Source organism: Streptomyces sp. NPDC088794, from assembly GCF_044750545.1.
Taxonomy (GTDB): Bacteria; Actinomycetota; Actinomycetes; order Streptomycetales; family Streptomycetaceae; genus Streptomyces.
This window is the reverse complement of sequence record NZ_JBIVKB010000003.1, coordinates 131,581-156,042: the sequence shown is the minus strand read 5'-3', so window position 1 is coordinate 156,042 and position 24,462 is coordinate 131,581. Positions and strand designations below refer to the sequence as shown.

Below are 24,462 nucleotides of genomic sequence, written 5' to 3'. Positions count from 1 at the left end.
GGGTCACTCAGGCAGGCAGGCGATCCGCAGGTGGGGGCAGCCACAGTACGGAGCAGGGGGCATGCACCAGGGAAGGGAGAAGAAGCGGCGCTGATTCAGAACGGCAACACCATGTTCTGAGCGGTGGCCGCCTGGCTCACTTCGAAGCCGGTGACGGCTTGCCCGGTGCTGCTTTGGGTTGCTTACGCGGTCGGCGGGTTGAAGCGGGAGAACTCGGGAGCATCCCAACGCAGCGGAGAGCCATTGGTGATCCGGACGAGTCGCTCGACGGTGAAGTCCACGACGCGCTGTGCTCCCGGCAGAGCGGCCGCGTGGCCGGGATTCCAGTCCACAGCTGCCGTCCCCGTCAGATGCAGAACGGTCCCTGTGGCCCAGTCGGGGATCAACAACCCAGCGCGGGAATTGACTTCGAGGTTCCCGAGCGTGTTGAACATCGAATTGCCCACGTAGTCGGGCCAGCGCAGACGACGGGCACCCATCGCTCTGAGGAACCCCGGGTTGCCTCCGCGATGGGAGGCATCGGCGTTGCCGTCCAGGTCCGCCGTGGCGATGAAGAAGGTGTCCGTTCTGTTGACGAGCGCGATGTCCTCATCGGTGAGCGCAGTGCCTTCGACCGGACCGTCGGGGGTGACCGAGTGCCACTCCGGCACCCTCTTCTGGATGTGCTTCGGACAGTTTGCGTAGACCTGATCGAGTTCGATCTCCAGACCGCCCTGGACGGGGTGCGCCGTGCCGTTCATACGGATCCGCCGCCGCATGCCCGGGTCCAGGGCGATCATGCCGACATGAGTCGGTTCGGAGAGCGTGCGGAACAAAGGATCGCCGGCCGAGAGCGAAGCCGCGACGGTCAAGGAGGAAGGGCCGCTGACGGTGATGAAACCCGGATCTCCCGTCAGGAGGGTGGACCAGAGCTCCCCACGCTCGTCGGCCGCGCCTACGACCAGCATCGGCTGCCTGGCCAGGAAGGCTTCGGCCACGTCGGGTATCTCCGTCATGAAGGCGGCGGAGACCGCTCTGGCTCTTTCTGTCAGGCCCGCCTTCTCCTGCACCGCCAACTCGCCGCGGTGATACGGCTTCATGTCTGCTCCTCACGATGTCGTGGTGTCGGCGACTTGCACTCGTTGCCGAACCGTGCGGGCGGGATCCCGCAAGAGTGCTCACGGCGAAGCGCCTGCCGGGAGCCGGGACTCGCTCCGACGGTATGGATGTCTTCAGTAGACGAAGGTCTGCCATCCCTGGAGGTAGTTGATGAAACGCTCGCTCAATCCGCCCGCGCGTAGGTACTGCGCTGTCACCGGGAGCTTCGGGCTTTCGTACTGGGGGTTTTTCTGTACTTGCCTGGGAAAGTCCCGCTGAAGAATTCCTGCCCGGCCAATCACGACGAAGTCGCATCCCTCTTCCAGGAGTTGCCCGGCGCGTTGGGCGCTCATGATCTTGCCCGCTGCCCCCACACGGACACCCTTGCGAGGCAGGTCGGTGAAAACGCTGAGCAGGGTCTGCCCCGCGAATGTTCCTTCTTGAACGGTCTGGGCAGAGTCCCACAGGGCCAGGTCGAGGTAGTCGATCAGTTCTCGATCCAGTATCTCGGCCGTGATGTCACGAAGTTCCTCCAGGAGCAACCCGTAGCGTTCGACCGACAAGCGCCAGCCGATCTGGAAATCAGGACCGCATGCGCGGCGGATACCCTCGATCACCTCAAGGGTGAGGCGGGCCCGGTTCTCCGTGCTGCCCCCGTACTTGTCGGTGCGGTCGTTCAGCAAGGGGGACATGAACTCCGACAGGATCCAACCGAAGGCGCCGTGCACGGAAACGCCATCGAACCCTGCCCGTTCTGCCCGCTGTGCGGCCTCGATGAAGCTGTCGCGAACCAGCTCCACCTCTTCAGTTGTCAGTGCCTTGACTCCCGGGACCGTGGAGCCGGAGGCAGGGGCTGGAATTCCTCCCAGTTCCCGTCGGGCGCGGTGGCCGGCGTGGTGCAACTGGACCGTGGACAAGCCCCCGCCTTCGCGGATCACATCCGCCATCTTGGTCAGACCGGCAAGATGGGAATCGCTGTGAATGCCCAACTGGCGGTCGAACGCTATGCCGCCGGCTTCGACCGTGGCGGCACAGGTCTGGATCAATGCGTAGTCGCCCTGCGCCAGTTGACCGATCCAATCCAGATCAAATGTCGACGCGGATCCGTCGCGCGCACTTTGCTGGTTGGTGAGCGGTGCCAGAACGAAGCGATTCCGCATCTCCGGACCATGTGAAAGGGTGAGCGGTTTGAACAGTTCCGTAACTGCCATGAAGATCTCCTGATGGTGCTTCGGCCAGGGCCGAGTCCTTGGGATAAGTGCCGTGCGCCGATTCCTCAGGAGGGAGGCGTCCCGGACGAGCGGGCGGATCATCTCCGCCCGCTCGTATGCGTCAGAAGGTGAGGATCTGGTAGCCGGACTGCACCAGCTCGCGGATGCTCGCGACTCCGGGGGTGCCGGGGGCCTGGTTCTGACCGATCTGCTTGATCCCTTCGTCCTCGATGCCCTTGCTCGCGCCGAAGACGGTGGTGCAGCCGGAGGAGGCCACGGTGGCGACCTGCTTCTTCACCGCCGTGTAGAGCTCGTGCGCAGGGTGGGCCGGGTCCGCCAGCACGGCGGGCCAGCGGGTGCCCGTGCCCTGGAAGAGCACCAGGGCCTCGCCGCCCTGCGCGAACTCCCAGGCCGTGGCGAGGGCGTCGAACACTCGGCCCAGCGCCTCGTCGGTGCCGGTCGACGGGTCGGACAGCACTACGACTGCGGTCTTGCTGCTCATGAGAGGTGCTCCTCAAGGTCGTACAGGATGAACACCTTCATATTTACCGTACGTTCGGTAATTTTGCAAGACAGTGCTCACCGCACCGTTCGCTCAAGCAACGACGGCTCGCTCAGCGACTACTGGGCATCAGGCAATGGCGGTACGCGGGACCGGCGATCCGATGATCCAGATGAAGCGCTCTAGGGGTGGTGCGCGGGCATCAGCAGGCTCGGCAGGAGGCCCACGGCTTCGGTGAAGGGCTCCGTGTCGCCGAGCACCCGAGCAAGCACCAGAGATCCCTCGATGCGTAGGAACGCGTCCTTGGCGGCTCGGGCGGCGTCTTCGGGCTGCCGGCCGGCGCGCCGAGCGGCGTCGGTCATCGCGTCGATCCACGTCACGGCGAGGGCGCGGGCGTGGTCGCGGACCTTCTGGGGGGTTCCCGCGAGCGTCATCGTGTCGAGGACGCACGACAGCGCTCCGGCGCCGTAGAAGTCGTTCAGGCGGCGCGCGGTCTCCGTGATCCCTCGCGCGACGTCGGAATCCGACTGCATCGGGTCCAGGATCCACAGGAAGCGCTCACCGACCTTGGTGAGGACCGTGTCGGCGATCTCTTCCTTGCCGGCGGGGAAGCGGTGGTAGAGGCTCGCCCGCTGCAGTCCCGAGGCCGCCGACAGGTCACCGATCACGGTGCCGTCGAAGCCCTTCTCCCGGAACACGGGTACAAGGAGGTCGAGCAGCTGGGCCTCATCGATGGAGGGGGGACGCGCCATTCCTCAATGTTACCGAACTTTCGGTAACATTGGGAGCGTCGGTCGACAGCTGCGCCGCAGGGCTGGCGCAGCTGCCGACCTCGACACTGGTGAGAAGGCGAATCGCGGACCGGGAGCTGCGGTGAGGATCAAACAACTGTCAGAGCGGACGGGCGTCTCTTCGCGGCTGCTTCGCTACTACGAGGAGCAGGGACTCCTCCAGCCGCGACGTGAGGAGAACGGCTATCGCGACTACGAGGAGTTCCAGGTGGCGAGGGTCGAGCAGATTCGCAGCCTGTTGGATGCCGGCCTCACGACCGAGATCATCAGAGCTGTGCTGCCCTGCCTGGCCGAGGCGGCGAACTCCCAGTACCCGGCTCCGGACTTCGTGAGCCGAGTACGACAGGAGCGCGGTCGCATGGCGGAGCGTGTCGCCTGCCTCTCGAAGAACCTTCAGGCCATGGACGACTACTTGGACCGGCTCCCCAAGCACTAGAGATTTTCAACGGCTGGGATTACGAAGGAGCACATCCCCTTGGAGGGGCTGTGGATGCCGCGCGGAGCCATCGCTCTGGGAAAGGCGACCGCCAAGATCGGCGGCAGGCTGTTGATCGCTGTGACCGTCGCTTTGCACGTCTACGATGTGGTGGCCGCACCGAGCGGATCCAGGCGGCCTCCACGACGGTGTCAGCACGGCGGGCGGCCTTGCGTGCGCGGGTTACGGTTCCCGCTTCGGGGCAGACCTCCGGACTGTCGGACCCGCGGTTGGCGGGATCTTGGGAGGTGTCGTCGGTGGCGTGGTCGGCATCGGCATCGTGGACGGGATCGAGGATCTGTCGTAGATGAGGACTTGGCTGGACAGGCTGTTCAGGAGAGAGCGGCCCCGCATCGTGAATGAGGACGCGGCGGCGGTCTCGTCGCCGGGCCCGGTATGGAGCGATCCGTCGATCCCGGACGAAGAGCGCGCGGTTCTGCTTGTACGCCTCATCGAAGACCCCATGGCGCGCGAGGACGACCAGGACGACGCGGCATCGGATCTGGAGTTCCTCTCCGGTCCGTTCGTCGAGGCGGCCCTGATCCGGGCCATCCGGGCGGGGGACTTCCGCAGCGACTTGGCCCAGCGCTGCGCCGAGTCCCTCGCCGGGATCTGGGCCAGGGAGGGCCATGTGGACCCCGCCTTCCTGGCGGAACTGCGCAGCCTGGCGAAGGATGAGGTCTTCGGAATCCTCGGCATCCGCGCCCCGCACCTGCTGCCCCCTGGCGACCTCTAGAAGATCTTTGACGGCTCAGGCTGCGGTGGTTGGAGATCGAGTCCGGTCTTGGCGATGAGTCCCTCGATGAGGTGGGGCCGGTACTGCGTCCGTTTCAGTCGCGTCTTCATCAGTGCGGTGAGCTGGTCGAGGCTGTGTGTGGTGAGGTTGGCCAGCGATCTCTTCAGGGGCGACCACACGCCCTCGACCGGGTTGAACTCCGGCGCGTACGGCGGCAGCTGACAGACGTTCAGCCATAACCGGGCTGCGATCAGCCGTCGCATCATGCGGCTGGCGTGCGTGTTCACATTGTCCCAGACCAAGACAACCGGGCCGCCGAGCTGCTGGTGTGCGGCATCGAGCAGGCGGGCGTAATCGATCTCGGTGAAGCCCTTGCGCCGGTCTTTGGCGGGGCCGCGGTCCAGGTGGATGCGGTAGATGAGCCGTGGCCGGCGGCCGGCCTTTGTACAGATCAGCGCCGCCATGGAGACCCGTTTGGTGCCCGCGGCGGGGACCCGCACCACCGGGGTGCAGCCCCGGCGGCCCCAGGTGTGGCCCTTGGGCGGCCTCAGGCCCTGACCTGCCTCGTCCTCGAGGCAGAGCCAGGCGCCCAGGTCCGCCTCCCTCTTTTCATGACGGGCTACTGCTCGTCCTTCCAGGCAGCGATCTGCGCCTCGCTGCGCTCGCTGGCCTTCCGGGCCGGGTTCTGCACGCTCCAGCCGATGCGGTGCAGCAGCAGATCCAGCCCGGCCAGGGTGTAATGGACGCCGAACCGGCGGCGCACGACCTCGCCGATGCGGGCCGGCGTCCAGCGCTGGTCACTCCATCCGCACGCGGCCGGCCCGGCATCCAACACTGTTTCCAGAGCAGGCAGTTGACCCGCGCCGAGCTTGCAGCGTGCGCCGCCGGGGCCCTTGGAGACGAGGGCCTGTCGGCCGCCCGAGGCCAGGGCCCGATGCCAGCGGTTCGCCGACATCCGGGTCACCCTGAACCGCCGCGCCACCTTCCGGTCACTGGCCCCCGCCTCGATCAAGTCAGCCGCCGCGAGCCGGACTTGCTTACGTCGATCCCGCTCCTCCGCCGTCAGCCCACCACCATCGGGATACCTCACCCCTCCGGCACAGCGCAGCCGACGCCAACCGTCACGACCAGACGTAACCCACACTGTCAAAGACCTCTGGCTCTGTCGTTTGACCACAGGCGGGCGCACCTACTTCTTGAGTCTGCGGCTGCCGGCGTGCCAGTCCTCGGTCCTGCCCGCCTCCTGTGCCGCGACGCCGAACGAGGGCAGTTGGGGACGTTCCCGCAGGCTGCGCTTGAGTTCGGCGAAGCCGGGGAACCGGGCGAGGCCGATGACGTGATCCCACAGAGTTCCCGCCTGGTCCTCGTCGGGCAGCCGGCTGATCACGGGGCCGAAGAAGGCGACGCCCTCGGGCGGTTCGAAGTGCACGATCGGCGTGCCGACGTCCTTGCCCGTCAGCGCAAGCGCCTCGTCGGACTCGGCCTGGATCTCGACATCACGAGCCGTGTCGTCCAGTGCGTCGACGAGAGAAGTCGGCAGGCCGGCTTCGGCGAGGGCGTCGGCGACGAGGTCGGGCGCGCCCTGCCAGCCGGGGGCGCGGCCTTCGTCGGGCCAGGTCTCCATGACGCGGGCGCCGAAAGCCTCGTAGAGCGGGCCGATCGCTTCTCGGCCGTGCTCCTCCCGGGCCGCTGATGCCACCCGCAGCAGTCGCAGGCCCGCGGTGTGCTGGGCGAGATACTCCGCCGGGAAATGGGAGTCGTAGTCGATGTGCGAGTTGATCAGTCGTAGTGAGATGAACCGCCAGTCGACGTGGTAGTCCCGCTGCGCCTGGACGATCCGGATCCACTTGCTGGTCATCCACGCGAAGGGACAGACCGGATCGAAATAGAAGTTGACGTCGGTATTCGTGGCCATCGTACTCACCGTCCTCAATCGGTTGATCTTGGTTGCGCTGAATGCTCATCACATTCAAGTTGCTCGTCCTACGGACGCCGTCGGAGCGCTCAGCGCGGGAACGCGTGGTTGCGTGCGAAGGAGACGACGATCACCGTGGAGATGACGAGGGCCGCCACCACGATCATGAGCGAGGCGGATCCGAGGCCGGCGAGGAGGATGCCACCGAGCAGGCCGCCGAGGCCGATTCCGCCGTTCCACATCGTGACCATCAACGGCTGGGCGGCATCGGCGTGTTCGCGTGACGCCGCCATCAATGCCCCCTGGAACAGGGTGGCGGCACCGCCGAACGCGAGTCCCCATGCCGCCACCGCGACATAGTCGAGGATCGCGTTCCCCGACCAGAGAGTCAGTGCGACCGCCGCCGCGGCGAAGAACACCGTACTGAGGATGACCAGGCGCCGGTGATGCCGGTCCACGAACACACCGGTGAGCCAGATGCTCAGGATCGAGGCGATGCCGAAGTCGAGGAGAATCCACTGCACTTGGTCCGCGAGCCCGACTCCTGCGAGCACGGGCGCGATGTACGTGTAGAGGATGGTGTGAGCGAGCACGTAGACGCCCGTGACGACCAGGATGGTGCGCAGACCTCGTATGCGGAAGAGGTGGCGGAGGGGCAACCGCTCGCCGGCCGCCTGGCCGGGGGCGTTCGGCAGCTTCCACATGGTCCAGATGATGAGGAGCGCGGTCAGCGCCGACATGAGGCCGAAGGTCACCTGCCAGCCCACCGCCCGGCCGAGAAACGCTCCGGTGGGAACACCCAAGGAGAGTGCGACGGGTGTGCCCGCGAAAGCGAAAGCCATCGCCCTGCCTTTCAGCGCGTCCGGGGTGATGCGCTGCGCATAGCCGCCGAGAAGGCTCCACGTCACGCCGGACGCTGCGCCCGCGATGAATCTCGCCGCCATCGTGACCATGTAGTCGACGGAGATCGCCGTGACCAGGTTGGCGACGAGGAAGCCTATGAGCGCGACCACGAGAAGGTGCCGTCGCGGCCAGTTCGTCGTCGCGATGGCCACGGGAATCGCTGTGAGCATCGTGGCGGCGGCGTAGATGGTCACGGTCTGCCCGGCCACCGATTCGGAAACGCCCAGTGCATGGCTCATCTGGGGGAGTACCCCCGCGGGCAGGGCCTCGGTGAGTGTGGTGATGAAGCCTGCGGTGAAGAGCGACATGAGTGCTGCGATGGGGAGGCGTTCCTTGGGGAGGCGATCCTTTCGTGGCGCTCGGAGGATCGTGTCCTGGACTTTGTTCACTTCTTCTTCCCTCTCTGATGCGCCGAGGCGAAAGCACGGCGACCTGGGACGTCTCAGAGCACCGCGATTGCGGGCCGGGAAGAGATGCTGCAACCTTCACATTGGTGTGAAGGCAAACTGGGCACAGAGCGACGTCCCGAGAAGGTTGCACGTTGCTGAGACCCGAACGTCGTGCGGCACTGTCCGACTGGGCTGTCAGTCGTCCGAGATCTTGTCGAGGTCGAGGTCGAGGTCGTGGCCCAGGTCCGTGGCCGCTGTGCGCAGCAGACGGAGTGCGCGGAGCTTCCATCGCTCGGACGCGCAGCGGGAGGTGGGTCCCGCGAGAGTCAGGGAGCAGGCGACCTCGCCGTGCGTGACGACGGGGACCGAGACGGCCACCGCGCCGGGCTGGAACTCGCTCTCGGACACGGCGAATCCCGTCCTGCGTGCCTGGGCCAGCAGCGAGGGCAGTTCCTCTCTGCCTGGTGTGTTCGCCGAGTAGGAGGTCAGGCGTGTCATGACGAGTTCCACGATCGGCTTCGGCGCATGGGCGAGGAGGAGACGTTGACCGGCGCCCGCGTGCAGGGGAAGGAGCTGGTTGACGCAGAAGGTGTGTCGCTCTGGATGCGGACTGACCACTTGTCTCAGGCAGAGGCCCTGTGAGCCGGCTCTGACGGCGATCACCGACGTCTCTGAGGTGAGTCGCGTCAGCTCCTGCAGATACGACGTGCCGACCTCCACCAGCCGGGTGTGGGGGAGATGCTGTCCGGCGAGATCCATGAGGCGCCAGCCGGACAGATACGCTCCCTGTGCTTCCTCGATCAGCGCGTATCGGCGAAGCGTGCGCACGTAGCGGTAGACGGTGCTCTGCGGGATCGCCAGTTCCTCCGCGATCTCCGCGATCGTGGCCTGACCGCTGCGTGTGATCGCGATCAGCACGTCCAGCCCGCGGCTGAACGAGCTCTGGTGTTGATCCGTTCTCTCCTCCACACGGCAATAGTAGGAGCCCGGGTGCCCGGCCTGGCCTGCTGCGATGGACGGCGACGCCTGCTTTACGCCGGGACGACCCGCAAGGGAAGCGATACCCATCCGCGAAGTGTGTTGTGGAGGAACGGCACCGGTGGTCCGGACGGCTCGATGGACGCGGTCCGCTTGACCAACTCGCCGAACAGGACCTCCGATTCCAGGCGAGCGATGGGCTGACCGACGCACTGGTGAATGCCCATGCCGAATGCCAGATGCCCACCCGCCTGCCGCTCCACGTCGTATTGGTCGGCGTCGGAACCCCATCGGCGTTCGTCGCGGTTCGAAGCTCCCGGGAAAACCACCAGCTTGCTGTCCTCCGCCAGCCGCACGCCGTGGAAATCCACTGCCCGGGACGTGGTGCGGAAGAAGGACTGGAACGGTGACTCGAACCTGAGCGCCTCGTCGATGGCGAACCGGACCAGTCGAGGGTTCTCCCGCAGTCGTGCCCACTGCTGCGGGCGCGACGCCAGACAGCCTGCGGTGTTGCCGATCGAGAGCGCGGTGGTGTCGAGCCCGGCGGAAAGCAGCGCGCGTACGAGTACCGCGGCCTCTTCCGGTTCGATCGCTCCCGCGTCGGCGTGTGCCCAGATCTTGGCACCGAGGCCGTCAGAGGTGAGGTTCTCCCGCGCGCAGGCGTTCGTCACCCAGTCGACGGTGTGCGCACCGGCCGCCATGTACTGCTCGTAGCGGGCGTCTTCGGGGCCGAATTGCGAGAAGTTCATCGCGCCGTGTGCGAGCAGGTTCTCCTTGCGCCCGGCTCGGGGGATCCCGACGGCGTCTCCGAACACTCTCAACGGGAATTGTTCGGCGAACTCCGTGATCGCGTCGAATTCGCGCTCATCGAGGATGCGGTCCACTAGTTCGGTCGCGAAGGTCTGGAATCCCTCTCGCAGCGTCCGCATGTTCCGCGGGCTGACGACATCGGCCATGGCGGTACGCAGGGGTGTATGCATCGGGGGGTCGGAGTCCAAGATCCCCGGCTTCCGCCAAGGCGGCTGGTGGTGATAGTTCCGCGGTCCGACCCCGGCACCGGACAGAAACGTGGCATGGTCGACGAGGATTTCACGGACCATGTCGAATCGAGTAAAGGCGGGTACTCCGTATTTCTCCAGCCAGACACCGTGGCCCGCGTCACGCATCCGTTTGAACAAGGGATACGGGTCGGCCAGATTCTCGGCAGAGTACGGATCGTCTTCCATCACCGGAAGGTTGTGCTCGATCTCCCCGGACATGTGATGCCTCTCGAACAGCCGCTGGGATGACACGCACGGTAGGACCGAACCGGTCGGCACGACAATGCGCATTCTCATGGCGTGAGAATCGGTGTTGTAGTGCCGGGAACCTTTCAAGACGATGACTGCATGACGGACTCCACGGTGCACATCGGGACCACACCTCTCACCCTCGACGAACTCGTCGCGGTGGCTCGGCGTCACAGCCGGGTCGCCCTCTCACCGGAAGCGGCGCAGCGGTTGGCCGCGAGCCGGGAATGGCTGGAGTCCGTCGTCGACGGGACACAGGACGGTCTTCAGGACCCGATCTACTCCGTCAACACCGGCTTCGGCTCGCTCGCGGGCCGGCAGGCCTTCGCCGATCCCAGTGACGCGGCGGAACTCTCGCGCCGACTCGTCCTGTCGAACACCGTGGGCGTCGGCCGCCATGTCGACGAGGAGGTCGTCCGCGCGGCGATGCTCATCAGGGCGGTCAGTCTGCTCGTCGGCCACTCCGCGGTACGCCCCGTGGTGGTGAACACCCTCGTCGAGATGCTCAATGCGGGTGTCCACCCGGCCGTTCCCGAGTACGGCTCGCTCGGCGCCTCCGGAGACCTGATCCCGCTGGCCCACGTGGCCATCGTGATGTCCAAACCGGGTGACGGCCCCGACGATCCCCTCGATTCGGGCGAGGCCTGGCTCGGCGGCAAGATCGTCACAGGGGTCGAAGCGATGAAGAGTGCCGGCATCGATCGCATCGCCCTGGGGGCCAAAGAGGGGCTGGCCCTGCTCAATGGGACGTCGTTCTCCTGCGCGCAGGTGGCCCTTGCTCTCCACGACGCGGAGAACCTGCTGGCGACGAACCAGATCACGGCGGCCATGACGATCGAAGCCCTGCGCGGATTCGGTGACGCGTTCATCGCCGAGCTGCACGCGGCGCGCGGCCAGCGCGGGCAGATCGAAGTGGCGGCCAGGTTGCGCGAGTTGCTCGCCGATGCCGACCTGGTGGACGGTGACCGCGACCGGAACCCCACCAGACAGCCGCCGCAGGACGCGTACTCCCTCCGCTGTGTGCCCCAGGTTCTGGGGCCGGTCAAGGACACCCTTGCCTTTGTGCACGGCATCGTCGAGAACGAGATGAACGCCGCGACCGACAACCCCCTCGTCTTCCCCGGTCTGCCCCGTCCGCTCAAAGCCGTGTCCGGGGGCAACTTCCACGCCGAGTACCTGGCGTTCGCGGCCGACTTCCTGTCCATCGTCGTGACCGAGATCGGGAGCATCACGGAACGGCGCCTCTTCCGCCTGGACGACGGCACCCTGAACCGCGGCCTCCCCGACATGCTCGTGCCGAGCGAACAGGTCGGGATGGACTGCGGCTACATGCTGCCCCAGTACCTCTGCGCCGCCCTCGTGTCGGACTGCAAGACACTCGCCCACCCGGACTCGGTCGACTCCATCCCGACGTGTGCCAACCAGGAGGACCACGTGTCGATGGCCAACAACGCCGGCCGACATGCTCGGCAGGTCGTGACCAACATCGAGGTCGTGGTCGCCGTCGAACTCCTCATGGCCACCCAGGCCCTCGACCTGCGTGTGAAACAGGGTGAGGTGGACGAGTACGGCTTGTCGACGGCTGCCAGGGCCGTCCGTGCACTCGTCCGCTCGGACCGCGCGGCGGACGGCCGAACGCTCTCCTACCTCAAGCAGGACGTCGTGCTCTATCCCTGGGTCCGCCGGGCGACCGAGCTGGTGCACGACGGCGCGGTCGTCGACGCGGTGACAGCTGAGGAACGGGCATGAGCGTCTCCTCCACAGCGGTCAAGACGCTGACCATGCAGGTCGCCTCCCTTGAGCGGCCGGCCGATCGCATCGTCTCCATCGAACTCGAGCCGGCCTGCGGATCCGTACTTCCCTCGTGGGAGCCCGGTTCCCACATCGATGTCCATCTCGCACAGGGCCTGGTTCGTCAGTACTCGCTGTCCCTGGCACCCCGCAGCGGACGCTGGCGTCTTGGAGTGCTCGAGGAGGCCGACGGCCGGGGAGGCAGCAGCTACATCCATCGCATGCTGAGGGTGGGCGACCGGATCACCGTCTCGCGTCCTCGCAACACCTTCCCCTTCGAACTCCGCGGGCGACCCGTGATCTTCGTCGTCGGCGGAATCGGCATCACCCCCATTCTGTCGATGGTCGCCGAGGCTGCTTCCGCGACAGCAGCCTGGTCACTGCTCTACCTGACACGCAGTCCCGAAGCGACGGCATTCGCCGACGAACTCGCGGCGTACGAGCATCGCGTGAAGCACCACTACGACAGCACCGCCGGCATCATCGACCTCCCCACGGCCCTGGACGACCTGGGTGGTCGCGAGGCGGACATCTACGCATGCGGCCCACCCGCTCTGTTGTCCGCACTGGAAACGTATGCCGCGTCGCGACAGGGTTGCCGCCTGGTCGTCGAACGGTTCAGCGGGGGCGGTACGACCCAACCGCAGCCGGACGACCAGGAGTTCGTCGTGGAACTCGCCGACGGCACGGAGATCGTGGTTCCCGCCGACGAATCCATTCTTGAGGCGCTGGCACGCGAAGGCGTTCCGCTGCTCAGCTCCTGTCAGGAAGGTGTGTGCGGCACCTGCGAAACAGCCGTGCTCGCAGGCCGACCGGACCATCGGGATCACGTACTCACCGAGGACGAGCGGGCGAGCGGAGAAATGATCATGCCGTGTGTCTCGCGGTGCCTTGGATCGCGGATCCGCCTCGATCTCTAGTTTGATACGGCGCGCATTCCAGGGCGGCACCCTCTACACCCGACCGGGTCCCACTCCCGGTCCGACTGTCTCCTCTCAGCGCATTTCGCGGAACACAACGGTCAGGCTCATCCGGCCCTCCACTGCGCCGGCTGCGACCTTCGGTGATCACTGGGACGTGTACCGCGCAGCCGCTTGAACGCCACGCTCAGGGCGAAGGCATTGGAGTAGCCCACCTCCCGGGCGATCGTGTCCACCGTGCGGTCGGTGTTCCTCAGCAGTTCGGCAGCCAAGGTGATCCGCCAGCCCGCGAGGTAGGCCATCGGCGGTTCGCCGACCAGTGCGGTGAACCGCCGGGCGAACGCCGCCCGGGACACCCCTGCCTCGACCGCCAGGTCCGCCACCGTCCACGGCCGGGCAGGTGCGTCGTGCAGCAGTCGCAACGCGGTGCCCACGACCGGGTCGTCCAGTGCGCGGCACCAGGCGGGGGCATCGGCGTCCGGTCTGTCGAACCAGCCGCGCAGCGCGGAGACCAGCATCAGGTCCAACAGCCTGTCCAGCACCATCTGCTGTCCGGGCCGATCTCTGGTGACCTCTTCGGCCACCATCTCCGCCGACGGCCAGGAGCTGCCCTCGGCCGACACCACCAGCACGGCGGGCAGGGCCTGCAACAGTGGTTCGCTGAGCTCTCCCCGGCGCTCGAAAGCACCGCTGACCAGAACGGCGGCCCCCTCAGCCGGTGTTCCGCAGGTCCGGGTCGGCCCGGAGGTGTGCTCCACACCTTCGGCACCGGGGCAGTAGTCGGCGCTGGTCACCACCAGCGAGGGCGTGGTCGCGGGGCTGTCGGCCACCGCGTAGGGCACGTCGCCACGGACTACGGCGATGTCGCCGACGCCGATGGGAACCGGCTCGTGCCGGTCGGGAACGATCCAAGCCCGACCGCGCACCATCGTGGCCAGCGTCAATGGGGCGCCGCTGGCCATCCGCAGGGCCCAGGGCGCGCGCATGATCGTCTGACGGAAGACGGCACCCCGAGCCCGCACCTCCGCCAGCATCTCCGACACGGCATCCATGTCCTCAGATTAGACGCCCGGACATCAGATGGAGCTTCCTGGCCATGGATCGTCTCTCCATCGGGCGGTTGACTGCAGTCATGTCTGAACACCCGATTCTCGTCACCGGCGCAACCGGCAAATCCGGCCGCCGCGTCGTCAGCCAACTGCGGGCCAAGGGGATACCGGTTCGCGCCGCGGCCCGAAATGGCGAACACACCTTCGACTGGATCGACACCGGCACCTGGGACACCGCTCTGGAGGGCGTGCGCTCCGTCTACATCGTGCAGTTGGACGGCACGAAACTCGTCCGCCCGTTCATCGAGCGGGCAGCGCGGCACGGGGTACGGCGGATCGTGCTGGCCTCGGGGCGCGGGATCGACGATCCGGACTACGCGAAGGACAGCAGCGGTGTCCTTGAGGGCATCTCCGACAGCGAGGCCGCCGTACGGGAGAGCGGTCTGGAGTGGACGATCAGCAGGCCGGGCTGGTTCGCGCAGAACTTCAGTGAGGGCTTCTTCGCCGATGCCGTCCTCGCCGGCGAGCTGCGCCTGCCCGCCGGCGACGGGGCCGCCAGCTTCGTCGATGCCGACGACATCGCCGCAGTGGTGGTCGCTGCGCTGACCGAAGACCGGCACGCGGGCCGGATCTATGAGTTGTCCGGCCCCCGGGCGGTGACCTTGGCCGAGGCGGTCGCCACGATCTCCGAGGCCACCGGCCGCGAAGTCCGCTACGTGCCGCTCTCCGTCGACGCCTACGTCGCGGAACTGACACGACAGGGGGTGCCGCCCGCGGACGCCGAAGCCTTCGCGGACATCATCGAGCCACTCCGTGAGGGCAGGGACGCGTATCTCTCCGACGGCGTGCAGCGTGCCCTTGACCGCCCGCCGCGAACCTTCGCCGAATTCGTGCGGACCACCGCTGACGCGGGCGGCTGGCCGACCTGACCACGAAGGACCTCACTCCGTCCGCTGCTGGTCCTTGTGACGCGAGGGCGGTACAACCAACCGTGCCTCCTGAGGGTCTTGTCGGGTGCCGTGCGTCTCCACCCGCCGTTCACCCGCCACTTGTGAGGGGTTCGCCTTGCCTACCCGAAGATGCCACTTGCCCGTCATCGCCGCGATGTTCCTCGCCGCCGTCACGGGGACGGCGAACGCCGCGCCCCATGCCCATGGCACCTCGCCGAAGTCCCTGTCTCCAGGCGAATCCGCGTCCACCCGTGCCGACTTCGACGGCGACGGGTACGCCGACGTCGCCATCGGCGCCCCCGGAGGCACGATCGACGGCAAGGCGGGCGCCGGGTACATCGCCGTCGACTACGGCATGGCAGAGGGCCCCAACGGCGTCAAGCGTCAGCTGGTCAGCCAGAACCGCTACGGGGTTCCGGGCACGGCGGAGACCGGTGACCGCTTCGGTGCCCACCTCACGGCGGCGGACCTCGACGCGGACGGTTTCACCGACCTGGTCGTCTCCTCTCCCGGCGAGGACGTCGGCGGCGCACAGGACGTCGGCCGGTACACCATCCTGTGGGGCAGCGTCGGCGGACTGGCCACCGCAACCACCACCTCCCAGGGGACAACACCGACCCGTGCCGGGGACTTCGACGGCGACGGACACCTTGACCTGGTCACCGGAGACCGTGTGCTGTACGGCCCGTTCGACCGCACCGGCGGCCCCGCTCGCACCAGTGCCCTCGCGGGCGCCGACGCCCGGCTGTACGCGATGGCGTCCGGCGACCTCGACCGCGACGGCATCACCGACCTGGTCGTCAGCAGCGGTGTTTCCACCACGGCCGTACCCCGGCTGCGTCTGTTCCGGGGCACGCACGACGGTCTTGTGCCTGGTACGGCGATCGCCGCGCCGGACACCGCTGCCGTGGACAGCGTCGGCCTCGGCGACGTCGACGGCGACGGACGCCAGGACGTCGTCTTCGGGCGCAGCACCTCGGGCCCCGGCGGGCTGGTGGGGGTGGTGCGCGGCACTGCGGACGGCCTCGCGTCCCGGGCCACGCTCCTCAGCCAGGACTCTCCCGATGTGCCGGGTACCGGCGAGAACGGTGACCGCTTCGGCAGCGACGTGGCGGTCGGCGACATCAACGACGACGGTTACGCCGACGTCGTCACGGGCGTGCCCGGCGAGGACGTCGGTGCCACCCAGGACGCGGGCATGTTCGTGGTCCTCAAGGGCGACGCGGCCGGCCTCACCGGCGCGGGGGCGCAGGGCTTCACGCAGAACACCGCCGGGGTGCCGGGAACGGCCGAGACGGACGACCGCTTCGGCGGCAGCACGGCCGTCCTCGACGGGTACGTGGTGGTCGGCGCGCCCGGGGAGAACACCGGCTCCGGCTCGGTGTGGGTCTTTCCCGGTACGGCGACGGGGGTCACCGCCGACGGGTCGGTGAGCTTCGGACCGGGCACGCTGGCGGCCCCCACGACGGGTGCGCAACTGGGCGCCGCCCTCCATCGCTGACGCCGGCGCTCCCGCGCACCGGGCCCGTACACCTGCATGGGACGGGTACGGGACCGGTGCGTACCGCGGTCCACTGAGTTGGTCGGCCTCGCCCGCCGGCACCTTGCCGCAGAGCCCGCTTCTCGTACCGCCGTCCCGGTCTGTGTCGCGATCCCACCGCGGAGCTAAGCTGAACTGCTCTTCGCCTGGCTGTTCGTCGTGGTCTCACCTTGAAACAGGGGGCGCCGTGCAAGGTAAGGGTGTTGTCGCGGACCAGGTTGCCCGGAGTCGTGCGACTGAGTGGGGTTGGTTCCTGGCATGGCTTGTGGTCGGGGGGTGTCTGGCCTTCGGGCTGGCCGCCCTGCTGACGGTGGGCATCGCGTTCATCGCCGTGGCCGCCGTAGCTGCGGTGTTCCTGCTTCGGACGGGGCCCAGGGAGGCCATCGTCGGAGGTCTCGCGGGCCTGGCCCTGCCGGCCTTCTATCTCGCCTACCTGAACAGGGAAGGCCCCGGGAACGTGTGTCACACGACGGTTGATGGGAGTACGTGCACCGACGAGTACGCGCCGGTGCCGTTCCTTGCCGTCGGAACGACTCTGTTCGTCGCCGGCTTCCTGATCTTCCTGATGCTCGAACGCCGGCGCAGGGGCACCTGCTGACGGACCTGTCTCTTCGTTCTCGCTGCGCGGCCGCGGCCTCCCGTGCGGAGGACAGGGTCAGTCCGAGGTGTCGAACACCTCGTCCCGTGTCGCGGCGAGCGCACATTCCAGCGCGCCCCGCTGCACCGGATCGTCGGTCACCTCGCCGAGGACCAGCTCCGGACGGGGAGCTGCCAGTTCGTGGAGTTCCGAGGTGACGCGTTCCAGCAACGGCTCACCTCCCGGCGTGATCGCGTCACCGGCGAGCACGACCAGTTCCGGATCGAGTACGGCCACCATCGAGGCCAGACCTGTCGCGAGACGGGTCGCATAGGTGTCGAGGAGGGTCCGGTACGGCCCGGCGCCGGCCTGTGCGGCTCGCCTCAACAGGGTTGACGCCACCTCCAGGTACAGGCCCTCGGGCACATCCGTGATGCCCAGATCACGGGCGAGGCCGGGCAGCGCCTGCGCACCGGCGAGGTTCTGGAAGCCACCGCCGTTCACCTGGGTGACCCTGCGGACCAGGGGCGCCCCCGGCACGGGCAGGAACCCGATCTCCCCGGCCCCGCCGGTGAAGCCGCGATGAAGTCGGCCGCCCATCACGAGGGCGGCGCCGAGCCCTTCACCGTTCCACAGGAGTACGAAGTTCTCGTGCCGGCGGGCCGCTCCGGCGCGCTGTTCCGCCAACGCGACGAGGTTCACGTCGTTGTCGTACTCGACCGGCGTGGGCAGCGCGACAGCCAGCTCTTCGAGCAGGGTGGGGGAGTGCCAACCGGGCAAGTGCGAGGCGTAGCGCAGTCTTCCGGACGACGGATCGAAGGCGCCGGGCGTGCCGATCACGACTCGTTTCACATCCGCGCGCAACAGGCCGGCTTCCTTGACCGCCCCGTCCAGAGCCTCCGTCACCCGTCCGGTGACGTCCCAGGGCCGCTGCGTGCCCGTGGGCACCTCGCACGTTCCGACGACGGTTCCCGTCACGTCGGCCACCGCGGCGCGAATGCGCTGGGAGGTGACATCGAGTCCGGCGGCATGGGCCGCCCGGGGGTTGAGGGCGTAGAGCTGGGCGTTCGGGCCGGGGCGACCGATGCCGGGGCGGCTCATTCCTCTGGTCAGGACGAGTCCGGCTGCCTCCAGACGGGCGAGGAGCTGGGAGGCCGTGGGTTTGGACAGGCCGGTGAGTGCGCCGATGCGCGAGCGGGACAGTGCGCCGTGCTCGAGCAGCAGATCGAGCGCGGCCCTGTCGTTCATGCTCCGTAGTACGCGCGGTGTCCCCGGGACACCATTGCGTACGTTCTGCGCCATCACTTCGACTCGTCCTCCACTCGGTTGATCTCTGGGCCGGTGTGGTGGCGAGACGCTGTCGTGACGTGGCTGTCCATGAGTGTGATTACTCCTGTACGTCAAATGCGGCTTAATGGGGTATGTGGGGCGTCAATTCTTTAGATCACGTTCACATATATATCTGTGTAACAGAAGCTTGTCCATGCCTTGACGATCTAATAGGAAAGTTTATTAACTATCGCCTCACCGAGCCATCGAGTCGTCGGCTCCTCCTCCACGGAAGGTCTCGATGCAACCCAACTCCCCACACCTGCCACGGAAGATCGTGCTGTTGGCGCTCTCCACCGCGCTGGCTGCGGTCGTGATTCCGGCCTCCGGGGTTGTCATGTCTTCGCCCAGCGACATGACCGCCGCCGCCGCTGAACTGCCCGCCCTGGACCTCTCCCAGGCCAACCGCCGTGCTCCGGTGGCGGGCCTGTACGACTGGTCCAAGGCCGGCTACCGAGGTGGTCAGCCCCTGCCGGGCGCCTCGGACATCAACTCCAGCGCCTCCTGCAACATCACGGCCGCCAAGCTGGCCAGTCAGTACAACGTGAAGCCGAACGACAACGTCGACGACTCCGCCGGGCTCCAGGCGGCCATCGACGCCATCCGTACGAGCTGTTCGGCCGGAGCCTCCTACACCAAGCTCAGCCTGATCACCCTGCCGAGCGGCACCCTGAACGTCTCCCGCCAACTCGGCGTGGACGCCGACTACCTGGTCCTCCGGGGCGCGGGCAGCGGAGCCGACGGCACCCGCTTCGTGTTCAAGCCCGATGCCAACACCAAGTACGACGCCCTGACCGAGGACGGATCGGACTGGGACGAGGACGGGATGACCTCCGGTTCGGCCAAGGGCGGTTGGATCTGGCCGGGCCGGGGTCTGTTCCGGGTCCAGTCCCGCGGCGTCGACCCCGCCTACGCCTCGGAGTACCGGGCCGCGCCGGCGAACCGCAAGGACCTCTTCGAGGGCACGGTCAACGTGCACTGGAAGGTCGGCGTCACGCTCAGGGCCAAGCCCGGAGACACGGGCTTCGCGGCCCGTACGGGGGACAAGGTCGTCTACCTCGCCTCCAACGGCTCTCTCACCAACCTCAAGCCGGGCGCGCTCGTCAACGTCCGGGCCGCCAACTCGCAGAAGTTCTACGACCAGCAGAAGGCGCTGCCCACGCAGTACCCCCTGCTCAACATGCACATGCGTCAGCAGATCTTCCGCATCGCCTCGGTGGACTCCGGCAACCGCACGGTGACCCTCGACAAGCCGCTGGAGTACGACGTTCCCGTCAACTCGACGTCCGACGGGTCCGCTGCCATCGACGGAGCCACCTACGCCTCGAAGGTGTCCCCGCTCGTCGACCCGGTGGTGGGCGTCGGCTTCGAGAACTTCTCCCTCACGCAGGACATCCCGGGCCTCGACAAGAACGACGCCGTGCACAACTACGGCAACATGGCCCCGGCCGAGGAGATGCACGGCATCGTCTTCAAGTGGGCGGCCGATTCATGGGTGCGGGGCATCCGGACCGAGATGACCGGGTCGCACCCGATCGTGACGGAAGAGGCCAGGAACCTTCAGATCGTCGACAACTACCTCGACGGGTCCTGGAACAAGGGCAAGGGCGGCAACGGCTACTTCCGCGGCTCACGTGTGTGGGACTCGCTGTACGCCGGAAACGTCTCGCGCAATCTTCGGCACTTCACCTTCCAGTGGTCCGCCTCGGGCAACGTCGTGATCGGCAACGACTTCGACTCGGACCTCAACCTGCACGGTGGCTGGGAGCGTCACAACCTGTTCGAGCGCAACATATCGAACGTCCCCTACAACCACAGTTCCGGGAGCTGCTCCGCCAACTGCGGCGAGGAGGGCGGCGGCGACGCCGACGACTCCACGTGGTACCCCATCTGGTGGGGTGCGGGCAAGAAGGCCGTCAAGTGGTCGGGTGCCTCCGGACCGCAGAACGTCTTCTTCAACAATGAGCTGCGCAAGCAGACCGGTTCGGCCGGCGGTGAGTACAAGAGCTTCTACAGCGAGCCGAAGAGGATCTACCAGTTCGGCTGGAACGGTACATCGTACCAGCACCTGGACATCGGCGGCACCCCTATCGCCGACTGGGCCAAGAACGAGACGCGCGACTACACCAATGGTCACGGCATCGACGCGACCAAGACCGACTCCGGTCCGTCCCTGTTCCTGAAGAGCGCCCCGGCCTTGCCCTCCAACCCGACCCCTGATCCGTCCGAGCCGACCCCAGCACTCCTCCGGCCGACGGCGTGAATGTGCCGTTCGGGAGCCACTCCTTCCCGTACGCCGCCGGCACCATCAAGGTGTCCGGGAACCAGGCCGCCAACGACGCGAAGGTGGTCGACTACTACAAGAAGTGGAAGGCCGCGTTCGTCACCTCGAAGTGCGGAAACGGCTGGTCGGCCATCGCCTCCACTGACGCCGACCACCCGTACGTCGCCGAGGGGCAGGGCTACGGGATGACGATCCTCGCCACCATGGCGGGGGCGGACCCCGATGCCAAGAAGTCCTTCGACGGCGTCCTCAAGTACGTCCTGGCCCACCCCTCGGTCAACAACGCGGACCTGCACGCCGCCGAACAGGACACGGCGTGCAAGAGCGTCAACGGCAGCGACTCGGCGACCGACGGCGATCTTGAGATCGCTTACGCGCTGCTGCTCGCCGACAAGCAGTGGGGCAGCACGGGAACGTACAACTACAAGCAGCTCGCCGTGCGTCGGATCAACGCCATCAAGGCGAGCGAGGTCGTCTCCGGCACCAAGCTGATGAACCTGGGGGACTGGTCCTCCGGTACGTACAACAACATCAGCCGGACCTCGGACTGGCTGCCCGGTCACTTCAAGGCCTTCCGCAAGGCGACCGGGGACGCGGCCTGGGACCAGATCCTGGCCAAGCACCAGAGTCTGGTCGCCGATCTGCAGTCCAAGTACGCCGCCGGCACGGGCCTGTTGCCCGACTTCGTGGTCGACACGAACACCTCTTCGCCTCGGCCCGCGCCGGGGCAGGTGCTGGAGTCGTCGCTGGACGGCGCGTACTCCTGGAACGCCTGCCGCGACCCGTGGCGGCTGGGCGTGGACGCCCTCACGACCGGCGACACGAAGTCCCTGGCGGCGGTGCGGAAGATGAACTCCTGGATCAAGCAGACCACCGGCGGTGACCCGAACAAGATCCAGGCCGGCTACAAGCTCAACGGCTCGGTGGCCGAGTCGGGTTCCGAGGTTGCGTTCATCGCGCCCTTCGCGGTGGCTGCCGCGACCGACTCGGGCAGCCAGGCATGGCTCGACGCACTGTGGAACAAGATCAACTCGGTTCCGCTCGAACCGTCGAGCTACTACGGCTCCAGCATTCAGTTGCAGGTGATGATCGCGATCACCGGAAACCACTGGTTGCCGTAGCGACACCGTCTCACCTGAGAACGGTGGTTCTTCCGACTCGTCGAGACGGAAGAACCACCGCGTCGGTTCCGGGACTCTGCCCGATGACCTCCTTGAAGGCAGCGTCGCACCAAGCCCGCACAACAGGCGGAGACGGAAATCCATCTCGCTCCCCGTCCGGCAAACGGGTGAAGATCGCGACCGGGCGTCACACGCGACGAAAGCCGGTTGTCATACGGTCATGACGATCGATTTTCTGACTCACCATCAGCCCATGCCCTCCCACCCGCGGCGCCGGGACGGGCGAGCCCCGCTGCCCGCTCCGGCCGACCGCGCACGACTGCGCCGGGCGTGGGGGCTCACCGAGGCCCAGGTGGCCGCCGCGTTCGGGGTAACCGAGGTGACGGTCCGCTCCTGGGAGACGGGGCGCACCACGCCCACCGGTCTGCGGCGGGCCTCCTACGCCGCGTTCCTCAGCGGACTGGCCCAGGCGCTGCCACCTGTGCCGGCCCCGGCCGTTCCGCCGACCGCGAGACCGGCCCGACGCACCAGGCGGACCCGTCCGGTCGGGACGGACATCGGGGTTCTTCCGCTGCCGCCGGTCCCGCCTGCCCCGGCAGGGCCGGCTCCCAGAACGGCCGGTCTGCCGGTCGGGCCCCGCCCGGATCCGGTCTCGACCGGCCGCCTGCGCAGGTTCCGGTTCGCGACCGCGGCGGTCGGGGTGTGGATCGCCGTCGGGCATCTGATCACGACCGCTCCCGTGCCTCACCTGTAGTCCAGGGCGCTACGCCCGCCTTGGCCCCGACGTTTCCCGGTCGCCGCGTCACAGGCGCGGCCGGGACGGGTCCGAAGAAGGGAGAGGTGCTCCGGAGCGCGTAACCGCACGTAGACGGGGCAGCCGTCGGAGGGGATCCGGAGGATCCGGTGAGAGGCGGATGAGGACAGGGATGGTGACGAGTACACCGTTCGCGGGAACGACCGCGGACACGGCGTCGGCGTTCGCGGGGTTCTTCGGCGAGGCCGGTGTCCGGGATGTGCGGGTCGGCGGCACGCGACACAACCCCACACCCCATGTCGGCTGAGCCCTACGCAGCGGTCGCCCGTCGGCTCCTGCGTCCCTGGCTCCCGGCGAACTGGTGGCCCGCCCTGCGGCGTACTCCGGTGGCTCTGTGGAACGACGACATGTCCGACTACGCGGCGGCCCTGACGTACTACGCGATCCTCGCGGTGCTGCCCGGGATGCTGGCCGCCGTCCTGGCGTTCGGGATGATCAGCCCGGACACCGCCCAGGAGTTCGTCACCCACGTCACCGCCTACGCGCCGGCCGAGGCCGGGGCCGCTCTGCACGCGGTGCTGACCCACGCGCTGCGCACGGACGGGACGACCTGGCCGCTGCTCGCGGTCGGCGTGGCCAGCGCCCTGTGGTCGGCGACCAGTTACCTCGCCGTCTTCCGCCGTGCCCTGCACCGCATGCACCGCGTCGAGGACCGGCGCTCTCCCTGGCGCAAAGCACCCCGCATCGTCCTGACCGCACTCGCGCTGCTCGGACTGCTCCTGCTCGGCTCGCTGACCCTCCTGCTGACCGGCCCGCTCGCCGAGACCCTGGGCCGCGCCTTCGGCCTGGACCACACGGCGGCCTGGGCATGGAACCTGCTGCGCTGGCCCGTGCTGCTGTGCCTGGTCGCCCTGCTCGTGGTGGTCGTCTTCCATACCGGACCGGCGTCCGCCCGCCCGGGTCGGCACAGCCTGCCCGGCGGAGCACTGGCCGCCGCGCTGTGGCTGTCGGTCTCCGCGGGTTTCTCCTCGTACGCCGCCACCATCGGCGCCTACAGCAGGCTCTACGGCTCACTCGCCGGTGTCGTCGTCTTCCTGATCTGGCTGTGGCTGTCCAACCTCGCCCTGCTGACCGGCGCGCAGTTCGCGGCGGAACTCGCCGGTCAGCAGGAAACCTGACACGGTTCGTGGCCAACGGCGAGCCGGAACACCTCCAGGTTCTGCCCAGTAGGTCGTGGCCGGAGAAGGAAAGGGAAGCCGGGCACGACTCTTTGATCGGCATGCGTCAACATGGTCTGCCGGCAGCACGTCATGTGGCGGCCTGGTGGGGCGATCTAGCGGTGAGGGCGGGGCTCGTGGATCAGAGCGAAGACCAGATCTTGGCCGAGGAGCTTGCCGCTCTCGGCGCGACGGTTGGGGGCAGTGGTCGCTTGGTCCGGGTCGTGGCCAAGATGATGGGCAAGAACGTCCACGAGATCGATCTGCTTGTTTCCCTGCCGTTCGACGATGCGGTGAGGCGCGTCTCCGGTGTGCTCAGGGGGACGGGCCGCGCGGTCGCGACGGTGTCAGCCGGCTCCGACGAGGACGATGAGACGATCCGTGTCGTTGTAGGCGGCGGTGCCGGCGGTCTGAATCCGGTGGTGGTGACCGTGCGAGTGCTGAAGGCCGATGAGGACAGCTCGGAGATCTGGCTGCGCGCGGCGGCCAAAGAGGGACTGATCAGGCAACGAGCCGGAGAGAAAACCGCAGTCCGTCTCGCCGCGCTGCTGGCCGAGGCAACCGGAGCGGTCCGGACGGACGGGTGAGCGGCGCAGTCGTCGGAGCGAACCGTCCCCCGCCTACCAGGGGATCGTCAACGGCGCCTGGGCTCAACTTCACTGTG

Annotated in this window: 25 protein-coding genes; 13 read left to right on the top strand and 12 right to left on the bottom strand. The window is 67.5% G+C overall.

The features are described 5' to 3' along the window. Positions 1 to 182: 182 nt before the first annotated feature. The 4 genes from ACIP6U_RS09730 to ACIP6U_RS09715 form a co-directional block, all read right to left on the bottom strand. A complete protein-coding gene (locus tag ACIP6U_RS09730) occupies positions 183 to 977 on the bottom strand; it encodes a pyridoxamine 5'-phosphate oxidase family protein (protein WP_401714609.1) in 795 nt (264 codons plus the stop codon). Between the two features lie 234 nt (positions 978 to 1,211). Then, the gene (locus ACIP6U_RS09725; protein WP_401714608.1) at positions 1,212 to 2,288 is read right to left on the bottom strand and encodes an NADH:flavin oxidoreductase; all 1,077 of its coding nucleotides are present in this window, start codon (positions 2,286 to 2,288) and stop codon (positions 1,212 to 1,214) included. 121 nt (positions 2,289 to 2,409) lie between these two features. Further along, on the bottom strand, positions 2,410 to 2,790 hold the full coding sequence (locus ACIP6U_RS09720; protein WP_401714606.1) for a hypothetical protein: 381 nt from the start codon (positions 2,788 to 2,790) through the stop codon (positions 2,410 to 2,412). 182 nt (positions 2,791 to 2,972) lie between these two features. Then, complete coding sequence (locus ACIP6U_RS09715) at positions 2,973 to 3,542, bottom strand: TetR/AcrR family transcriptional regulator (protein ID WP_401714604.1); 570 nt, start codon at positions 3,540 to 3,542, stop codon at positions 2,973 to 2,975. A 121-nt stretch (positions 3,543 to 3,663) separates the two neighbouring features. Here ACIP6U_RS09715 and ACIP6U_RS09710 point away from each other — a divergent pair, with 121 nt between their 5' ends. Beyond that, positions 3,664 to 4,017: a MerR family transcriptional regulator gene (locus ACIP6U_RS09710; protein WP_401714602.1), complete on the top strand. Its 354-nt coding sequence runs from the start codon at positions 3,664 to 3,666 to the stop codon at positions 4,015 to 4,017. Between the two features lie 346 nt (positions 4,018 to 4,363). Next, the gene (locus tag ACIP6U_RS09705) at positions 4,364 to 4,792 is read left to right on the top strand and encodes a hypothetical protein (RefSeq protein WP_401714601.1); all 429 of its coding nucleotides are present in this window, start codon (positions 4,364 to 4,366) and stop codon (positions 4,790 to 4,792) included. Here the strand turns inward: ACIP6U_RS09705 and ACIP6U_RS09700 are convergent. From ACIP6U_RS09700 to ACIP6U_RS09675, 6 genes are all read right to left on the bottom strand, one after another. Continuing rightward, positions 4,789 to 5,343 carry a transposase gene (locus ACIP6U_RS09700; protein ID WP_401715511.1) on the bottom strand — a complete coding sequence of 185 codons (555 nt, stop codon included), beginning with the start codon at positions 5,341 to 5,343 and terminating at the stop codon, positions 4,789 to 4,791. The genes ACIP6U_RS09705 and ACIP6U_RS09700 overlap by 4 nt on opposite strands. Before the next feature lie 68 nt (positions 5,344 to 5,411). After that, positions 5,412 to 5,882 carry a winged helix-turn-helix domain-containing protein gene (locus ACIP6U_RS09695; RefSeq protein WP_401714599.1) on the bottom strand — a complete coding sequence of 157 codons (471 nt, stop codon included), beginning with the start codon at positions 5,880 to 5,882 and terminating at the stop codon, positions 5,412 to 5,414. Between the two features lie 99 nt (positions 5,883 to 5,981). Continuing rightward, positions 5,982 to 6,707 carry a hypothetical protein gene (locus ACIP6U_RS09690; protein WP_401714597.1) on the bottom strand — a complete coding sequence of 242 codons (726 nt, stop codon included), beginning with the start codon at positions 6,705 to 6,707 and terminating at the stop codon, positions 5,982 to 5,984. Positions 6,708 to 6,796: 89 nt separating this feature from the next. Next, entirely contained in the window at positions 6,797 to 8,092 is a 1,296-nt protein-coding gene (locus ACIP6U_RS09685) for an MFS transporter (RefSeq protein WP_401714595.1), read from the bottom strand. A 102-nt stretch (positions 8,093 to 8,194) separates the two neighbouring features. Continuing rightward, a complete protein-coding gene (locus tag ACIP6U_RS09680; protein WP_401714594.1) occupies positions 8,195 to 8,968 on the bottom strand; it encodes an IclR family transcriptional regulator in 774 nt (257 codons plus the stop codon). A gap of 62 nt (positions 8,969 to 9,030) precedes the next feature. Beyond that, complete coding sequence (locus ACIP6U_RS09675; RefSeq protein WP_401714592.1) at positions 9,031 to 10,236, bottom strand: cytochrome P450; 1,206 nt, start codon at positions 10,234 to 10,236, stop codon at positions 9,031 to 9,033. A 129-nt stretch (positions 10,237 to 10,365) separates the two neighbouring features. Between ACIP6U_RS09675 and hutH the strand changes: the two genes are divergently transcribed. Both hutH and ACIP6U_RS09665 read left to right on the top strand, forming a co-directional pair. After that, a complete protein-coding gene (hutH, locus tag ACIP6U_RS09670; protein ID WP_401714590.1) occupies positions 10,366 to 12,015 on the top strand; it encodes a histidine ammonia-lyase in 1,650 nt (549 codons plus the stop codon). A gap of 32 nt (positions 12,016 to 12,047) precedes the next feature. Next, a complete protein-coding gene (locus tag ACIP6U_RS09665) occupies positions 12,048 to 12,977 on the top strand; it encodes a PDR/VanB family oxidoreductase (RefSeq protein ID WP_401714588.1) in 930 nt (309 codons plus the stop codon). 107 nt (positions 12,978 to 13,084) lie between these two features. Here the strand turns inward: ACIP6U_RS09665 and ACIP6U_RS09660 are convergent, their stop codons facing one another. Beyond that, a complete protein-coding gene (locus ACIP6U_RS09660) occupies positions 13,085 to 14,029 on the bottom strand; it encodes an AraC family transcriptional regulator (protein ID WP_401714586.1) in 945 nt (314 codons plus the stop codon). 80 nt (positions 14,030 to 14,109) lie between these two features. On the opposite strand from ACIP6U_RS09660, the gene ACIP6U_RS09655 reads away from it, so the two are divergent. The 3 genes from ACIP6U_RS09655 (at position 14,110) to ACIP6U_RS09645 (ending at position 17,114) form a co-directional block, all read left to right on the top strand. Continuing rightward, on the top strand, positions 14,110 to 14,955 hold the full coding sequence (locus ACIP6U_RS09655; protein WP_401714584.1) for an NAD(P)H-binding protein: 846 nt from the start codon (positions 14,110 to 14,112) through the stop codon (positions 14,953 to 14,955). A 157-nt stretch (positions 14,956 to 15,112) separates the two neighbouring features. Next, a complete protein-coding gene (locus tag ACIP6U_RS09650; protein ID WP_401714582.1) occupies positions 15,113 to 16,477 on the top strand; it encodes an FG-GAP and VCBS repeat-containing protein in 1,365 nt (454 codons plus the stop codon). A gap of 304 nt (positions 16,478 to 16,781) precedes the next feature. Then, the gene (locus ACIP6U_RS09645) at positions 16,782 to 17,114 is read left to right on the top strand and encodes a hypothetical protein (protein ID WP_401714580.1); all 333 of its coding nucleotides are present in this window, start codon (positions 16,782 to 16,784) and stop codon (positions 17,112 to 17,114) included. Positions 17,115 to 17,171: 57 nt separating this feature from the next. On the opposite strand, the gene ACIP6U_RS09640 is transcribed toward ACIP6U_RS09645, so the two are convergent. Next, on the bottom strand, positions 17,172 to 18,395 hold the full coding sequence (locus ACIP6U_RS09640) for an ROK family protein (RefSeq protein WP_401714578.1): 1,224 nt from the start codon (positions 18,393 to 18,395) through the stop codon (positions 17,172 to 17,174). 268 nt (positions 18,396 to 18,663) lie between these two features. Here ACIP6U_RS09640 and ACIP6U_RS09635 point away from each other — a divergent pair, with 268 nt between their 5' ends. The 6 genes from ACIP6U_RS09635 (at position 18,664) to ACIP6U_RS09610 (ending at position 24,385) form a co-directional block, all read left to right on the top strand. Then, complete coding sequence (locus tag ACIP6U_RS09635; protein WP_401714576.1) at positions 18,664 to 20,685, top strand: hypothetical protein; 2,022 nt, start codon at positions 18,664 to 18,666, stop codon at positions 20,683 to 20,685. Between the two features lie 2 nt (positions 20,686 to 20,687). After that, entirely contained in the window at positions 20,688 to 21,827 is a 1,140-nt protein-coding gene (locus tag ACIP6U_RS09630) for a glycosyl hydrolase family 8 (protein ID WP_401714574.1), read from the top strand. Positions 21,828 to 22,080: 253 nt separating this feature from the next. Next, the gene (locus ACIP6U_RS09625; protein WP_401714573.1) at positions 22,081 to 22,581 is read left to right on the top strand and encodes a helix-turn-helix domain-containing protein; all 501 of its coding nucleotides are present in this window, start codon (positions 22,081 to 22,083) and stop codon (positions 22,579 to 22,581) included. Between the two features lie 172 nt (positions 22,582 to 22,753). Beyond that, positions 22,754 to 22,888, top strand: coding sequence for a hypothetical protein (locus ACIP6U_RS09620; protein ID WP_401714571.1), 135 nt, complete (start codon positions 22,754 to 22,756; stop codon positions 22,886 to 22,888). Next, the gene (locus ACIP6U_RS09615) at positions 22,878 to 23,759 is read left to right on the top strand and encodes a YihY/virulence factor BrkB family protein (RefSeq protein ID WP_401714569.1); all 882 of its coding nucleotides are present in this window, start codon (positions 22,878 to 22,880) and stop codon (positions 23,757 to 23,759) included. The genes ACIP6U_RS09620 and ACIP6U_RS09615 overlap by 11 nt, the downstream gene beginning before the upstream one ends. A gap of 8 nt (positions 23,760 to 23,767) precedes the next feature. Next, entirely contained in the window at positions 23,768 to 24,385 is a 618-nt protein-coding gene (locus ACIP6U_RS09610) for a hypothetical protein (protein ID WP_401714567.1), read from the top strand. Positions 24,386 to 24,462 lie beyond the last annotated feature (77 nt).

Coding starts and splice junctions, on each gene's coding strand:
- ACIP6U_RS09665 (WP_401714588.1), top strand. CDS start 12,048: ATGCAGGTCGCCTCCCTTGAGCGGCCGGCCGATCGCATCGTCTCCATC.
- ACIP6U_RS09715 (WP_401714604.1), bottom strand. CDS start 3,542: ATGGCGCGTCCCCCCTCCATCGATGAGGCCCAGCTGCTCGACCTCCTT.
- ACIP6U_RS09675 (WP_401714592.1), bottom strand. CDS start 10,236: ATGTCCGGGGAGATCGAGCACAACCTTCCGGTGATGGAAGACGATCCG.
- ACIP6U_RS09690 (WP_401714597.1), bottom strand. CDS start 6,707: ATGGCCACGAATACCGACGTCAACTTCTATTTCGATCCGGTCTGTCCC.
- ACIP6U_RS09635 (WP_401714576.1), top strand. CDS start 18,664: ATGCAACCCAACTCCCCACACCTGCCACGGAAGATCGTGCTGTTGGCG.
- ACIP6U_RS09640 (WP_401714578.1), bottom strand. CDS start 18,395: ATGGCGCAGAACGTACGCAATGGTGTCCCGGGGACACCGCGCGTACTA.
- ACIP6U_RS09615 (WP_401714569.1), top strand. CDS start 22,878: ATGTCGGCTGAGCCCTACGCAGCGGTCGCCCGTCGGCTCCTGCGTCCC.
- ACIP6U_RS09660 (WP_401714586.1), bottom strand. CDS start 14,029: ATGGATGCCGTGTCGGAGATGCTGGCGGAGGTGCGGGCTCGGGGTGCC.
- ACIP6U_RS09725 (WP_401714608.1), bottom strand. CDS start 2,288: ATGGCAGTTACGGAACTGTTCAAACCGCTCACCCTTTCACATGGTCCG.
- ACIP6U_RS09625 (WP_401714573.1), top strand. CDS start 22,081: ATGCCCTCCCACCCGCGGCGCCGGGACGGGCGAGCCCCGCTGCCCGCT.
- ACIP6U_RS09705 (WP_401714601.1), top strand. CDS start 4,364: ATGAGGACTTGGCTGGACAGGCTGTTCAGGAGAGAGCGGCCCCGCATC.
- hutH (WP_401714590.1), top strand. CDS start 10,366: ATGACGGACTCCACGGTGCACATCGGGACCACACCTCTCACCCTCGAC.
- ACIP6U_RS09655 (WP_401714584.1), top strand. CDS start 14,110: ATGTCTGAACACCCGATTCTCGTCACCGGCGCAACCGGCAAATCCGGC.
- ACIP6U_RS09720 (WP_401714606.1), bottom strand. CDS start 2,790: ATGAGCAGCAAGACCGCAGTCGTAGTGCTGTCCGACCCGTCGACCGGC.
- ACIP6U_RS09620 (WP_401714571.1), top strand. CDS start 22,754: ATGGTGACGAGTACACCGTTCGCGGGAACGACCGCGGACACGGCGTCG.